Below are 12,979 nucleotides of genomic sequence, written 5' to 3'. Positions count from 1 at the left end.
GGCGCATCCTCTTGCGTACGCTGTACGCATATGCATACACTGTACGCAGGAGGTCGACATGAACGACAACATCACCGAGAACCAGACCCGATCCGCGGACGGCACCCGCATCGCCTACCGCTCCACCAGCCGCGGTCCCGGCCTTGTGCTGGTGCCAGGGGCGCTTGCCGTCGCCCGTGATTTCGACGGGTTAGCCCGCGAGCTGGGCACCGCATTCACGGTCCACACCATCGAGCGACGCGGCCGCGGCGCGAGCGGCCCGCAGGGCGACGTATACGGCGCGGAGCGGGAGGTCGAGGACATCCTCGCGGTCGCCGCGGCCACCGGCTCCCGGCTCATCGCGGGGCACAGCTTCGGCGGTTTCCTCGCCCTGGAGGCCCTGCGGACGGGTCGCTTCGACGCCGGCGCGGTGTACGAGCCGGGGGTCCTGATCGGCGAGGACGACGAGCTCGTGGCGATGCGGTGGGCCGACCGCTGCGCGGCCGAGCTCGCGCGTGGCCGTCGGCACGCCGCGTTCACCACGTTCGTCCAGGGCGTGAACCCGGAGACAAGCGGAAAGGCGCCGCGGGTGGTGCTCTCCGCGATCATGCGGGTCGCGATCCCGCGCGAGGAGCGCCTCCAGAAGTACGCCCTGTTGGAGGGGACACTGCGGGAGCACCGCGAGGCCGCGAACCTGGCCGACCAGCCGGAGCGCTACCGCGGCGTCGAGGCTCCGGTCCTGCTGATGACGGGCAAGGAGGCGACGGCGACCTCCGCGGGCCGGGCCGCCGGGCGGCTGTCCGCGCTGCTGCCGTCCGCGCGCCTCCGGCTCTTCCCGGGCCTCGACCATTTCGGACCCGAGAAGCAGCCCGCCCTGGTCGCTGCCGCCGTGATCGATCACCTTCGGGCGACCGCTCCGGCGTCGAGTAGCGTTGACGGCGCGACCCCGTGAGCAGAAGGAGCGCCCCGTGACCGATCGTGTTCCCGCCCCGGGACTGCCGGAGCGCATCCGGGCGGCCTGGCAGGGCGGGAACGTGGCGCGACCGGGACTGTCCCTGCCGGTGATCCTCGCCGCCGCCGGCACGCTCGCCGACAGCGACGGCGTGGAGGCGGTGACGATCCGCAAGGTGAGCGCCGCGGTCGGCTGCTCGGCGATGGCCCTGTACCGGCACGTCGCCTCCCGCGACGAGTTGCTCCTGCTGGTGATGGACGAGGCCCTCGGGGCGCCGCCCGCCTGGCCCTCCGCCGAAGAGGCCTGGGACGCCGGGGTGAGCGCATGGACGGCCGGCCTGTTCGAACGCTACCTGGCGCATCCGTGGCTGCTCGACCTGCCGCTGCCGGGCGTCCCGCTCACCCCGCGGCACGCGTCCTGGGTCGAACGGCTCCTCACGATCACCGAGCCGCTGGCGCTCGACGTCGACGAACGCCTGGAGGCGGGGCTGCTGCTCGACGGCCACGCGCGCAACATCGCGAACCTCGCCCGTGCCCGCAGCGGCGGCGCGACCGTGTCGCCCGCCGAGCTGCTCGAGGTCGTCCCGCGCGCGGACTTCCCGCGCCTGTCCGCTGTCCTTCAGGGCGGACAGTTGCAGGACGAGGGCACACCCTCGATCGGTTTCGGTCTCGCGGTCATCCTGGACGGACTCCGCGCGCAGCTGGCGCGGCGCGGCTCCGCGCGCCCCTAGGGCTCGAGCACGATCCGGCCGAACACCGCCCCCGCGTCCATCCGGCGGTGCGCCTCCGCGGCCTCAGCGAGCGGCAGCACCTCGTGCACGACGGAGCCGAGCTCGCCCCGCGCCGCCCGCTCGAAGAGCTGCGCGCGGACACGGTTCCGCTCGGGAACGGGGACCGAATCCAGACTGAACGCGGCGATCGAACGGGAGAGCCGGAACCCGGTCAGCAGCGGGCGGCCGAAGTCGGCGGGCGGGAACCCGGCGACGGCGCCGACGAGCACGTAGCGGCCGTTCGGCGCGAGCCTGTCGACGAACGCGGGCACATCCTGGCCGCCGATGATGTCGACGATCACGTCGACCTGGTCGGGGAACGCGTCGTCCCCGGCGCCCGCCCGGTCGAGTAGGTGCGTGGCGCCGAGCCGCCGGAGGCGCCGCCCGCGTTCGGCCGACGACGTCGTGCCAGCGACGGCCGCCGCGCCCGCGTGCGCAGCGAGCTGGATCGCCGCGATGCCGATGCTTCCGGACGCGCCGCGCACGAGCACGGACTCGCCGGGCGCGAGGTGCGCGTGCGCGAGGGCGAAGTGCGCGACCGTCGCGGCGCTCCCCAGCGTCACCGCGTCGACGGAGTCCAGCGCGTCCGGGATGGCCGTGACGTCGTCGAGGCCGGCCGAGGCGTACTCGGCGTATCCGCCGGTGAGCCCGGTGAAGGCCCAGACCCGCCTGCCGAGCCAGCCGGGGTCCACGCCCGCGCCCACCGCCTCGACGACGCCGGCGACCTCGCTGCCGGGGACCATCCCCGGCTCCCCCGCCAGCCCGATGGTGCCGCGGCGGATCACCGCGTCCACACCGCCGACGCCGATCGCCTCCGTCCGCACCAGCAGCCGACCGGGTCCCGCCGCCGGCTTCGGGCGATCGGCCACCCGCATGCCGGCCGGGTCCCCGAACTCCTCGATGATCACTGCTTTCACGATTCCTCCTCGCCGCGTTCGAAGCTGTTACCCTTCGGACGGTAACGGACGCCTCCGTCCACTTACAGGAAGTGGAACAGATGACCCTGGAATCGACTCGGCTGCGCGCGGACGCGCAGGAGAACCGGGACCGCATCCTCGCCGCCGCGAGCGAGCTGTTCGCCGAGCGCGGCCTGGACGTCGGGATGCGCGACATCGCCCGGCGGGCGGGCGTCGGCCCCGCGACCCTGTACCGCCGGTTCCCGACCAGGCAGGACCTGATCGACGAGGCGTTCGCGGTGGAGACGGCGGCCTGCCGGCGGATCGTCGAGGACGGCTGCGCCGATCCCGATCCGTGGCGCGGGTTCAGCGAGGCGCTGCGCCGGCTGATCGTGCTCAACGTGCGCAACCGCGGGTTCGTGGATGCGCTCGTCTCGACCACCCCGTCGGCCGCGACCGCCGCCCACCGCCGAGAGCTGCTGGGGATGCTCGACGGTGTCGCGCGGCGCGCCAGGGAGCAGGGAACGCTGCGGGCGGACTACGCGCCCACCGACCTGATCCTCATCCTCTCCGCCGGCCGCGGCCTCAGCGCGTCGCGCCGCGACCTGCTCCCGGCCGCGGCACGCCGCTTCGCCGACCTCGCGATCGACGGCCTGCGCGCCTGACGCGGCCGGTCGCATCGCCGTGACGGTGAGACATCCGCGCCCCGGCAGCCGCCTTACCCCGCACCGCCCCCGAGGTCGTACGTCCGCAGCCGGCCGCACATCCCGAAGCCCCGCTCCCCCGGCGTCGGCGCGGCCGACCGAACGCGGCCCTGGCCCAGGTGGGACGCGTCGCCGGCGGCGATGGAGCGCGCGATCTCGAGCGAGCGTCGCGCCTGGGCGAGCGGTCCGTCGGCGATGAGCCGGTCCCAGGCGGCCGCGCGGTCCCGCACGAGGGCCCCCACCGCCGCGTACAGGTCCGCGAGCGCGCGCGGGTCACCGGACTCGGTGGCCTCCCGCAGCCGGGTGAAGCCGGCGACCGCCAGGTCGCGCCGACGGCGCGCCCGCTCGGCGCGGTCCTCGCCGCTGCCGAGGTCGGCGGCGGCCGCGTACTCCTCCGCGGAGGCGAGGATCTCGGGCGGGAACGTCATCACGGCGTCGCCGGCCTCTGGCAGCCCCGCGTTGCTCATCAGCACGACGACGCGCAGACCGCCGAGGTTGACCGCGCGGTGGATGGTGCCGGGCGTGAACGAGACGACCGTGCCCTCCTCCAGCGGCGTCTCGCGGAAGCCGTCGGCGGAGAGCGTCTGCAGCGTTCCCCGGCCGGAGGTCACGACGTACGCCTCGGTCGAGACCAGGTGGAGGTGCGGGGTGCCGCCGCGGCAGCCGTCCGGAGCCTCGGTGTCGTAGACATCCAGGTGCGACACCGCGGTTCCGCCGGGGAAGGTCGATCGGCTCATGAGTCGGACCGGACCCGCCCGCGCACCGCGTCCGCGAGCGCGGGGGCGTCGTCGGCATCGCCGTCCGCGATCCCGACGCCGTAGCGCAGCCGCAGCACGCCGTCCGCCGGGACTTCGTGCTCTTCGCTGAAGAACGGAGCCGGATTGAGCGCGGCGAAGTCCTCCGAGCGGGCGAACCACTGCGGCGGGTGCTGGAGGTTCCGGGTGTCGTCCAGCATCAGCAGCACCGACGACGCATCGGACTCGTCGTGTCTGCCGACGAACGCCATCCACTCGTGCCGCTGCCCGCGCAGCTCGTCGCCGCCGCTGACACCGGGAGCGACGAGCGTGCCGTCGGTGAACGACCGCGGGCCGCGCCAGAACAGTCCCCCGTAGCCCGCATTGTCGCGGCCGCGCGTGGTCGGAGAACCGATGGGGATCGCCTCGCCGCGCACGTTGCGCAACTCGGTGTCGAACGTGAGCACCCAGTCGTCGTCGCCCGCCGTCGTGGCCGTCAGCCTCCGGTGCTCCGTGAACCAGCGCTCGCCGGCCTGCGTGATCCACTCCAGGTCGTGCTCGATGACGACGGTTCCCGCCTCGCCGGTGATCCGTGCCTCCCCCGTGTGCCGCTGCGTCCCGTTGTTGGGCAGCCAGACATACCCCTCCCCGCGCACGTACGTCGGGCCGCCCCAGAAGTTCTCGTCGGCGACGACGGGGAGGGACCAGGTGATCCCCTTGTGCCAGACGTGGTCGTGGGGCCGGTACAGGCTGACCAGCCGGCCGCCGCGCGTGCGCAGCGGGTGGATGTACGGACGCGGCGACTCGACCGTCGGATGATCGGGCACGTACACGTAGCGGAACAGGTCGACGTCGCCGTCGCGCACGGTCACGGCGCGCCCGACCTCGTGGATCGCCTCCAGCCCCGTCATGCGATCTCCTCCTTCCGCGGCGGCCACGGCACGCGGCCGCCGCTCATCGACGTCAGGAACGGGTCGTCGCCCGCGATGGCACCCGCCGCGACAGGGATGCGCTGGAACGCGGACGCGTAGGTCGCCGCGGCGAACTCCAGGGTCCGGCGCGCGTCCGCCGTCGAGACCTCCGGCGCCTCGCCCGCGGCCAGCGCGTCGGCGATCGCCGCGAACTGGTCGCGGTGGGAGCTGCGGTCCACGGAAGCGGCGCCGGCGGCCCAGATCTCGGTCAGCTCCTCGTGCCCGGGTGCCGGGGTGAACGTCCAGTCGCCGCCGTCGTAACCGTAGACGTGCTCGACCTCGACGGTCGCGTGCTCGAAGTCGAAGCGCAGCCGGGAGCTCTCGCGCGGCGACACCAGCGAGTTGACGACGGTCGCCACCGCTCCGTTCTCGAAGCGAACCAGGGCGGCCGAGACATCCTCGGTGTCGGTCGGCCGGAGCTGCCGCGCCGCGATCGCCGTCACCTCCGCCCACGGGCCGAGCACCGCCAGCAGCACGTCGAACTGGTGGATGCCGTGACCCATCGTCGGGCCGCCGCCCTCCACCTCCCACCTGCCGCGCCACGGAACCGCGAAGTAGTCGTCGGTGCGGAACCACATCGTCTCGCAGGTGGCGACGAGCGGACGGCCGAGCACGCCCTCCCACACCAGCGCGCGCAGGTGCCGCACGGCCGGGCCGAAGCGGTGCTGGAACACCGTCAGCGTCGGCACGCCGGTCTCCTGCTCCACCCGGGCGATCTCGTCCAGCTCGGCCAGGCTCAGCGCGGTGGGCTTCTCGACGAGGGCAGGCACCCCCGCGCGCATGGCCTGGATGGCCAGCGCGGCATGCGTCTGCGGCGGGGTGCAGATGTGGACGAGGTCGACGCCTCCCGCGTCGAGCAGCTCGCCGGCGCTTCCGAACGTCTGGCCGACCCCGTAGGCGGCGGCGAACTCCCGAGCGCGTCCGGCGTCGATGTCCGACACCGCGACCAGCCGCATCCGGTCGCCGAGCGCGGCGATCGCCTGCGCGTGCGCGTGCGCGATGCCGCCGGTCCCGATGATGGCGGAGCGGATCGGCCCCCTCGGGCGGGGCGTCGATTGCGAACTCATGCGTCTCCTTCCTGTGCCGCGCGACGGCGTCGTTCCGCGGCGACGAGCGCGACGGCGGTGAGGCCGGGCGCGATGACGATCAGGGGCGGCAGCATCCACGCGACGACCAGCCCCACCCCGAGCCCGGCCAGCACCAGAAGGCTGCCGACCGGGTCGCCGACGGCGAGCGCTGCGCCCTCCCGCCACAGGCTCCCCCACCTGCTGCCGGGCGCCCAGAGCGCGGCCACCCGGCACGCGACGACGGCGACCGCTGCCGCGAGCACGCCGCTGACGACCGCGAGCGCGCCGCCGCCGGGGACGAGCCCCTGGACGCCGAGCGCCACGTTCACGAGCAGCATGCCGACGACGGCGGCGGACGCGAGGCCGGACAGCCAGCCGGACCGGATGGCCGACCACGCGAGCGAGAACAGGCTGCGCACCGAGTCCGGCCGGTCCGTCAGATGACCCTCGAGGTGACGGACACCGGCCGCGAGGGCCGGGACGGCCGTGACGATCGGCAGCGACAGCGCGGTGACCGCGAGTCCCACCACGAGCATCTCGCCGAACGCGCCGACGCCCCGGCCGCCGAAGCGCCGCATCCCGTCGAGCGGCGGCGCGCTCCTGCGACGGTCGTCCACCCGGCTCATCCCTTCAGCCCCTGGGTGGCCACCCCGGCGACGAGGTAGCGCTGGAACGCCATGAAGAACACCACGACCGGCAGCAGCGCGAGGATCGCCATCGCCATCTGCGCGCCGTAGTCGCTGCTCGAGGTCTGGTCGACGTAGAGCCGCAGGGCCAGCGGCATCGTGTAGGTGCCGGGGTCCTTCAGGTAGAGCAGCGGCCCGAAGAAGTCGTTCCACGACCAGATGAAGGCGAAGATCGAGCTCGTCACGAGCGCCGGCTTCATCAGCGGCAGGATCACCGAGACGAACGTGCGCACGTGGCCTGCGCCGTCGATCCGTGCCGCCTCGTCGAGCTCGCGGGGCAGGCCGCGCATGAACTGGATCATCAGGAACACGAAGAACGCGTCGGCGGCGAGGAACTTGCCCAGCAGCAGCGGCCAGTAGGTGTTGATCAGGCCCAGCTGGTTGAACACGATGTACTGCGGGATGATCACGACGTGGAACGGCAGCAGCATCGTCGCGATCATGCAGGCGAAGAAGAGCCCTCTGCCGGGGAAGCTGATCCTCGCGAAGGCGTACGCCGTCACCGAGCAGGAGACCACGACACCGATGACCGACGCGACCGCGAGGATCAGCGAGTTGGCGACGAACGTCCAGAACGAGATCCCGCCGATGCCCTTCAACGCGGTGACGTAGTTCTGCAGGCCGCCGTCGCGCGGGATGAGGTCGACCGACCCGATGATCTCGTTGCCCGGTTTGAACGACGACATCAGCATCCACACCGCCGGGTACAGGATGACGACGAGCACGGCGACGGCGAAGAGGTGGAACAGCACCGACTTCCATCCCCAGCGCCGGCGGCGTCCCCGCTGCTCGCGCCCGGCCGTCGGATCCGCGCCCGCGCTCGCCGGGGCGACCGGGCGGGTTCGGGTGTCCGTGGCGCTCATCGCTCGTCCCCCGCGTAGTGGACCCAGGCTTTGGAGGTGCGGAACAGCATGATCGTGACGATGCCCACCGCGATCACGAGCACCCATGCCATGGCGGAGGCGTACCCCATCTGGAAGTCGCGGAACCCGCGGAGGTAGAGGTACAGCGTGTAGAACAGCGTCGAGCCGGCCGGTCCCCCCGTCCCGTTCGAGATGATGTACGCGGAGTTGAAAATCTGGAAGGCATGGATGGTCTCCAGCAGCAGATTGAAGAACAGCACCGGCGAGAGCATCGGCAGCGTGACCGAGAAGAACCGCCGCACCGCCCCGGCGCCGTCGACGGACGCCGCCTCGTACAGTTCCGCCGGCACCTGCTTGAGCCCGGCGAGGAAGATCACCATCGGGGCGCCGAACTGCCACACCGTCAACAGGATCAGCATCGGCAGAGTGCGCGCGGGATCGCCCACCCATCCCCCCTCGCTCGCCGGCGGCCCGCCGATGAACGAGCCGATCTGGGAGACGACGCCGTTGTCGATGAACATCGCCTTCCACACGATGGCGATCGACACGCTGCCGCCGATGAGCGACGGGAGGTAGAACGCCGAGCGGTAGAAGCCCTGCCCTCGTCGCGGCTGGTTCAGCAGCATCGCCACGGCGAGCGCGGCGGCGAGCTTGAGCGGGGTGCCGACGAGCACGTAGAGGCCGGTGACCTTCACCGCCTGCAGGAAGTTCGGGTCCGTGAACAGGCGTGTGTAGTTGTCGAGGCCGGTGAACTCGGGCGCGGCGAACAGGTTGTAGTTCGTGAACGACAGGTAGAGCGAGGCGATCATCGGCCCCGCCGTGAGGGCGACGAAGCCGAGCAGCCACGGGCTCAGGAAGGCGTACCCTGCCCGGGCCTCCCGGCGCGCGCGGACAGAGCGCGCGCGCCGGGGACCGGTCGTGCGGTGGGTTGCCGTGGCCGTCATGAGCCCAGAGCCATCGACATCTCGGAGAAGAGCTCGTCGGCGAACTGCTTGCTGGTGATCTGGCCGTACTGCAGCTGCTGCGACAGGTCGCTCCACTTCGCCTCGATGGTCCCGTAGCCCGCGGGCAGGATGGGGTAGCTCGCGGTGAGCTGCTTCGAGACCGAGTCGAGGTAGTCCAGGTTGACGGTGTCCGCCGGCTGCTGGTCGACGGCGTCCCGGCCGGCCTCCGTCGCGGGCGTGCCGAGGGAGGTGCCGAAGATCTTCGCCACATCCGGCGAGGTGACCAGATAGTTCACCAGCGCGGCAGCGGCCTGCGGCTGCTTCGAGTTGGCGGAGACGCTGAGCAGCATGCTGGGCTTCGGGGCGAGGATGTGCGACTTCTTCCCCTCGTCCAGTGGCGGCGTCACCATCCCGATGTTCTCGGTGCCTGCGTCGGTCATCGCCTGCAGCACGGTCGTCGAGAAGTTGAACCAGACGGCGGTCTCGCCCGCGAGGAAGCCGCCGGAGGGCGAGAGCGCGATGCTCCGGTCGATCGGGTAGAAGTCGCCGCCCTTGCGCAGGCTGGACGCGCTGTCGAGATACGAGGTCACGTCCTTCTTCGTGAAGGCCGGCTTGCCCTCCTTCGTGAAGACCGCGTTCTTCTTCTGCATCAGGTGGTAGATGAAGTTGGGGAACCCGCCGGTGTAGTCCTCCGAGCCGTAGATCTTCGGGTCGGAGGAGGCTCCCGCCGCGTCGACCTTCTTGATGAACGCGTCGAACTCGTCCCACGTCATGTCACCGGTGGGGTAGGCGATCCCGAGCTTGTCGAGGACGTCCTTGTTGTACATCATCGACCACGCGTTGGTCCCGAGCGGGACGCTCTGGAGCTTGCCGTCGATGGTCCCGGAGCCGAGCACGTTGTCGGTGACGCCCTTCAGCGGAAGCAGGTTGTCGCGGTACGGGGTCAGGTCGCGGAGCAGGCTCTTGCTGGAGTACTCCCCCAGGTAGCCGGCGTCCATCATCACCACGTCGGGCAGCGCGTGGCCGGCGGCCTCGGTGTTGCGCGCGGTCCAGTAATCGCCCCACGCGTTGAAGTTCCTGACCACCTCGACGTTGGGATACTCCTTGTTGAACCCGGCGATGGCCTTCTCGAACCGGGCGGCCCGGTCGTCGTTCCCCCACCAGGAGAACGAGATCTTCGCCTTGGTGTCCTTGTCGAAGGTGATCTTCTCGGACGTCGATCCCCCTCCGGAGCCGCTGCAGCCCACGAGTGCGAGGGCGGCCGCGGCGGCGATCGCCACGGCTGTTGCGATCCTTCGTGACATGTGTTTCCTCCTCTTTGAGTCGGCCTGTGCGGCCTGGCCGGGCGACGCGTCGAGCGGCGCCCGAAGTCGGGTGGTGCGGGTCGGCGCTTCTCAGGCGCCGCCGGCGGCGACGCTCTCCTGCTCGGGGGCGGTGTCGCCCGCGACGAGCGCGCGCAGGGTCGCGAGCGGGAGCTTGGGCTCCCGACGCTCGGTCAGTAGGCCGTTGCGTTCCTGCATGGTGTCGGTCAACTGGGTCCAGCACCAGCCGGCGAGGCCGTCCGGCCGCGCCCGGAACCCTCGCGTCGCGGTGTTCACCGCCGAGAGGATGCTGCCGATGCGCGCGGCGTAGTCGCCCGCGTCCTCCGCCTCCGAGTAGCCCCAGGCGTCGGCCGGTCCCTCGTCCGCCGCCCAGGCCACCCCGCCGAACTCGGTCAGCATCACCGGCTGGCCGTCGTCGACCGTGCCGGGCAGCCGCACCTGCCGGCCGGAGGGGCCGATCCCCGCGATGAGGGCGCGCAGCTCGGCGTCGGTGACGTCGTAGCGGCGGAGCAGGACCTCCCCGTCCGCCTCGTAGTCGTGGAGCGTCCAGAGATCCGAGGTGCCCTGCTCCCAGCCGTCGTTGGAGATCACCGGCCGCGTGGGGTCGATGGCCCTGGTGAGCTGGTAGATGCCCTCCGCGAACGCGCGCTGGTCGGCACGGCCGGCGATGTGCTGCACGCCCCAGCTCTCGTTCAGCGGGACCCAGGTGACGATGCTCGGGTGGCTGCGGTCGCGCACGACCGCCTCGGTCCACTCGCCGACCGTGGCATGCACGGAACGACGGTCGAACGTGTAGGAAGCCGCCATCTCCCCCCAGACGAGGAGGCCGAGGCGGTCGGCCCAGTACAGGAAGCGGTCGTCCTCCACCTTCTGGTGGACGCGCACCGCGTTGAACCCCAGCTCGGCGATCAGCTCGGCTTCGCGCTTCAGCGCCGCTGCCGATGGCGCGGCCAGGTGCGAGGTCGGCCAGTACCCCTGGCTCAGCACGGAGCGCAGGACGACGGGCCGCTCGTTGAGCAGGAAGGCGCCGTCGGCGCAGCGCACGGAGCGGAGGCCCAGGTAGCTGGCCACGACGTCCTGCTCGACGCCGTCGACGTCCACGTGCACCCAGGTGTCGAGCAGGGTGGGATGCTCCGGAGACCACAGCAGCCTCTCGTACTCCTGCCCGTTCGCCTGGCCGGCGAGCGGGAACGTGACCGTCGCGACCGTGTCGTCGACGACCACCCGTGCAGAGCCCAGGATGCGCTCGTCGTGCGCCACGACGACCCGGACCGCTGACTCCACCCGCCGGCTGAGCTCGACGTCGACCGTCACGGTCCCGGCGGTCAGGTCGCTGCGCCACCACAGTCCCGTGACGTGCTGCGGGCGCACCGACTCCAGCCAGACCGGCTGCCAGATGCCGGTCGTGCGGTGGTACCAGATGGAGTGCGGCGTCTCGTGCCAGTCCTGCTTGCCGCGGGGCTGCGCGACGTCGTGGGGGTCGTCCTCCGCGCGGACGACGAGGACGTGGGTGCCGGTGTCCGCCGTGAGGGCATCGGTCACGTCGACCGAGAAGGGGGTGTGCCCGCCGGTGTGGCCGCCAACGAGCGTCCCGTCGACCCACACCTGCGCGCGGTAGTCGACCGCGCCGAAGTGGACGAGGAGCCGGTCGCCCGGTCGGTGCCCGGCGGCGTGCAGGTCGGCCTCGCCGAGCTCGCGCCGGTACCAGACGACGGGGTGGAAGCCGGTGTCGTGGATGCCGGAGTCCTCCGACTCCGGCGGGAACGGGACCGTGATCGTCAGCGGGAGCGCCCGGCCGTCGAACCAGCGCTCGGCGAGGCCGGCCGAGGCATCGTCGTACGCGAAGCCCCACTCGCCGTCGATGCCGTGGAAGGAGGAGCGCACCAGCTGCGGACGCGGTCGCGCCGGCTCCATGCGGCTCGCGCGCAGCGTCGCCGTCCCCGATCCGTCGTTGTTGGATGACACCTGTGCGACTCCCTCGTCCGTTGTGCGTCGTGCGTGCACCGGAAAGGGCTTTCCAGTGCTAGGACCCGACCATAGTTGAACGCTAAACTAGAGTCAAGAGGCAGCGCAGTCGACGGCGTGAAAGGATGATGAGATGCCGAGGGTGACGCTTGCCGATGTGGCCGAATCGGTCGGGGTGAGCGCGACCACCGTCTCCAACGTCGTGAACGGCACCGGCTGGGTCAGCGACGGCGTCAGGGCCCGCATCCTGGCGGCGATCGACGAGCTCGGCTACCGTCCCAACCTCGCGGCGCGCCAGTTGCGCAACGGCCGCAGCGGCCTCATCGCGCTCGTGGTCCCGGACCTGCGCGAGCCCTACTTCGCCGAGTTCGCGTCCCGCTTCGTCGCCCGCGCGCAGCGCCGGTCGTTCACGGTGCTCATCGCACAGACGAACGGCGACCGCGCGGCCGAACGCGACATGATGTCGGGCGTCGGCCTGCCAGCGCTCGACGGCATCGTGCTGAGCCCGCTGCAGCTCACGACCGACGACCTCGCCGGACGCAGCGCCGCTCCCCCGCTCATCCTCATCGGCGAGCAGGCGGAGGCCCTCGTCGGTCCCGGCGTCCAGCACGTCGGCATCGACAACGTCTCCGCCGCGGCGAGCGCGACGGCGCACCTCATCGCGCAGGGGCGCCGCCGCATCGCGGCGGTCGGGGTGCAGGAGTCCGGCCCGAGCGCCACCTCCCGGCTGCGATTCGACGGCTACCGGCAGGCGCTCGAGGCGGCCGGCCTCCCGGTCGATCCGGCGCTCTGGGCGACGGTCGAGCACTTCAACCGCGCCGAGGGCTCCCGCGCTCTACAGCGCCTGATCGATGACGGCGTCGCGTTCGACGCGCTGTTCTGCTTCAGCGACAGCCTGGCCCTCGGCGCGCTGTACACGCTCGGCTCGCACGGGATCGCCGTCCCGGACCGGGTCGCGGTGATGGGCTTCGACGGGATCGAGGAGGGCCGCTTCCACATCCCCGCCTTCTCGACCGTCAACCCCGGCGTCGAGGAGGCCGCAGACACCATCCTCGACCTCCTCGGATCGCGGACGTCACCGCCCGCGGCTCACCACAGCGTGCCGTACGAGATCATCGCCCGCTGAG

At 71.9% G+C, this 12,979-nt stretch carries 13 protein-coding genes; 4 read left to right on the top strand and 9 right to left on the bottom strand.

The features are described 5' to 3' along the window. Positions 1-58: 58 nt before the first annotated feature. A complete protein-coding gene (locus tag AAME72_RS10360) occupies positions 59-931 on the top strand; it encodes an alpha/beta hydrolase (RefSeq protein WP_348786482.1) in 873 nt (290 codons plus the stop codon). A gap of 16 nt (positions 932-947) precedes the next feature. Next, positions 948-1,661: a TetR/AcrR family transcriptional regulator gene (locus AAME72_RS10355; RefSeq protein WP_348786481.1), complete on the top strand. Its 714-nt coding sequence runs from the start codon at positions 948-950 to the stop codon at positions 1,659-1,661. Here AAME72_RS10355 and AAME72_RS10350 read toward each other — a convergent pair. Continuing rightward, positions 1,658-2,617: a zinc-binding dehydrogenase gene (locus AAME72_RS10350; protein WP_348786480.1), complete on the bottom strand. Its 960-nt coding sequence runs from the start codon at positions 2,615-2,617 to the stop codon at positions 1,658-1,660. The two genes, AAME72_RS10355 and AAME72_RS10350, sit on opposite strands and share 4 nt — an antisense overlap. Positions 2,618-2,697: 80 nt before the next feature. Between AAME72_RS10350 and AAME72_RS10345 the strand changes: the two genes are divergently transcribed. Next, the gene (locus AAME72_RS10345; RefSeq protein WP_348786479.1) at positions 2,698-3,261 is read left to right on the top strand and encodes a helix-turn-helix domain-containing protein; all 564 of its coding nucleotides are present in this window, start codon (positions 2,698-2,700) and stop codon (positions 3,259-3,261) included. Positions 3,262-3,314: 53 nt separating this feature from the next. Here AAME72_RS10345 and AAME72_RS10340 read toward each other — a convergent pair whose 3' ends face one another. The 8 genes from AAME72_RS10340 to AAME72_RS10305 form a co-directional block, all read right to left on the bottom strand. Beyond that, positions 3,315-4,037 (bottom strand): cupin domain-containing protein, encoded by a 723-nt coding sequence (locus AAME72_RS10340; protein ID WP_348786478.1) that lies wholly within the window; start codon positions 4,035-4,037, stop codon positions 3,315-3,317. Continuing rightward, a complete protein-coding gene (locus tag AAME72_RS10335; RefSeq protein WP_348786477.1) occupies positions 4,034-4,945 on the bottom strand; it encodes a PmoA family protein in 912 nt (303 codons plus the stop codon). Before AAME72_RS10335 ends, AAME72_RS10340 begins: the two co-directional genes overlap by 4 nt. Then, entirely contained in the window at positions 4,942-6,072 is a 1,131-nt protein-coding gene (locus AAME72_RS10330; RefSeq protein WP_348786476.1) for a Gfo/Idh/MocA family oxidoreductase, read from the bottom strand. Before AAME72_RS10330 ends, AAME72_RS10335 begins: the two co-directional genes overlap by 4 nt. Next, the gene (locus tag AAME72_RS10325; RefSeq protein WP_348786475.1) at positions 6,069-6,698 is read right to left on the bottom strand and encodes a hypothetical protein; all 630 of its coding nucleotides are present in this window, start codon (positions 6,696-6,698) and stop codon (positions 6,069-6,071) included. The genes AAME72_RS10330 and AAME72_RS10325 overlap by 4 nt, the downstream gene beginning before the upstream one ends. After that, on the bottom strand, positions 6,695-7,621 hold the full coding sequence (locus tag AAME72_RS10320; RefSeq protein WP_348786474.1) for a carbohydrate ABC transporter permease: 927 nt from the start codon (positions 7,619-7,621) through the stop codon (positions 6,695-6,697). Before AAME72_RS10320 ends, AAME72_RS10325 begins: the two co-directional genes overlap by 4 nt. Next, a complete protein-coding gene (locus AAME72_RS10315) occupies positions 7,618-8,565 on the bottom strand; it encodes a sugar ABC transporter permease (RefSeq protein ID WP_348786473.1) in 948 nt (315 codons plus the stop codon). Before AAME72_RS10315 ends, AAME72_RS10320 begins: the two co-directional genes overlap by 4 nt. After that, positions 8,562-9,869, bottom strand: coding sequence for an extracellular solute-binding protein (locus AAME72_RS10310; RefSeq protein WP_348786472.1), 1,308 nt, complete (start codon positions 9,867-9,869; stop codon positions 8,562-8,564). The genes AAME72_RS10315 and AAME72_RS10310 overlap by 4 nt, the downstream gene beginning before the upstream one ends. A 90-nt stretch (positions 9,870-9,959) precedes the next feature. Continuing rightward, the gene (locus AAME72_RS10305) at positions 9,960-11,852 is read right to left on the bottom strand and encodes a glycoside hydrolase family 2 TIM barrel-domain containing protein (RefSeq protein WP_348786471.1); all 1,893 of its coding nucleotides are present in this window, start codon (positions 11,850-11,852) and stop codon (positions 9,960-9,962) included. A gap of 133 nt (positions 11,853-11,985) precedes the next feature. Here AAME72_RS10305 and AAME72_RS10300 point away from each other — a divergent pair, with 133 nt between their 5' ends. Then, positions 11,986-12,978 (top strand): LacI family DNA-binding transcriptional regulator, encoded by a 993-nt coding sequence (locus tag AAME72_RS10300; protein ID WP_348786470.1) that lies wholly within the window; start codon positions 11,986-11,988, stop codon positions 12,976-12,978. The last annotated feature ends 1 nt before the right edge of the window (position 12,979 follow it).

This window comes from Leifsonia sp. NPDC080035 (assembly GCF_040050925.1).
Taxonomy (GTDB): Bacteria; Actinomycetota; Actinomycetes; order Actinomycetales; family Microbacteriaceae; genus Leifsonia.
This window is presented reverse-complemented; position numbering and strand designations above follow the sequence as displayed.

Excerpts from the sequence above, each read along its gene's own strand:
- AAME72_RS10320 (WP_348786474.1), bottom strand. The coding sequence starts at position 7,621 with ATGAGCGCCACGGACACCCGAACCCGCCCGGTCGCCCCGGCGAGCGCG.
- AAME72_RS10330 (WP_348786476.1), bottom strand. The coding sequence starts at position 6,072 with ATGAGTTCGCAATCGACGCCCCGCCCGAGGGGGCCGATCCGCTCCGCC.
- AAME72_RS10315 (WP_348786473.1), bottom strand. The coding sequence starts at position 8,565 with ATGACGGCCACGGCAACCCACCGCACGACCGGTCCCCGGCGCGCGCGC.
- AAME72_RS10345 (WP_348786479.1), top strand. The coding sequence starts at position 2,698 with ATGACCCTGGAATCGACTCGGCTGCGCGCGGACGCGCAGGAGAACCGG.
- AAME72_RS10360 (WP_348786482.1), top strand. The coding sequence starts at position 59 with ATGAACGACAACATCACCGAGAACCAGACCCGATCCGCGGACGGCACC.
- AAME72_RS10300 (WP_348786470.1), top strand. The coding sequence starts at position 11,986 with ATGCCGAGGGTGACGCTTGCCGATGTGGCCGAATCGGTCGGGGTGAGC.
- AAME72_RS10325 (WP_348786475.1), bottom strand. The coding sequence starts at position 6,698 with ATGAGCCGGGTGGACGACCGTCGCAGGAGCGCGCCGCCGCTCGACGGG.
- AAME72_RS10340 (WP_348786478.1), bottom strand. The coding sequence starts at position 4,037 with ATGAGCCGATCGACCTTCCCCGGCGGAACCGCGGTGTCGCACCTGGAT.
- AAME72_RS10310 (WP_348786472.1), bottom strand. The coding sequence starts at position 9,869 with ATGTCACGAAGGATCGCAACAGCCGTGGCGATCGCCGCCGCGGCCGCC.
- AAME72_RS10335 (WP_348786477.1), bottom strand. The coding sequence starts at position 4,945 with ATGACGGGGCTGGAGGCGATCCACGAGGTCGGGCGCGCCGTGACCGTG.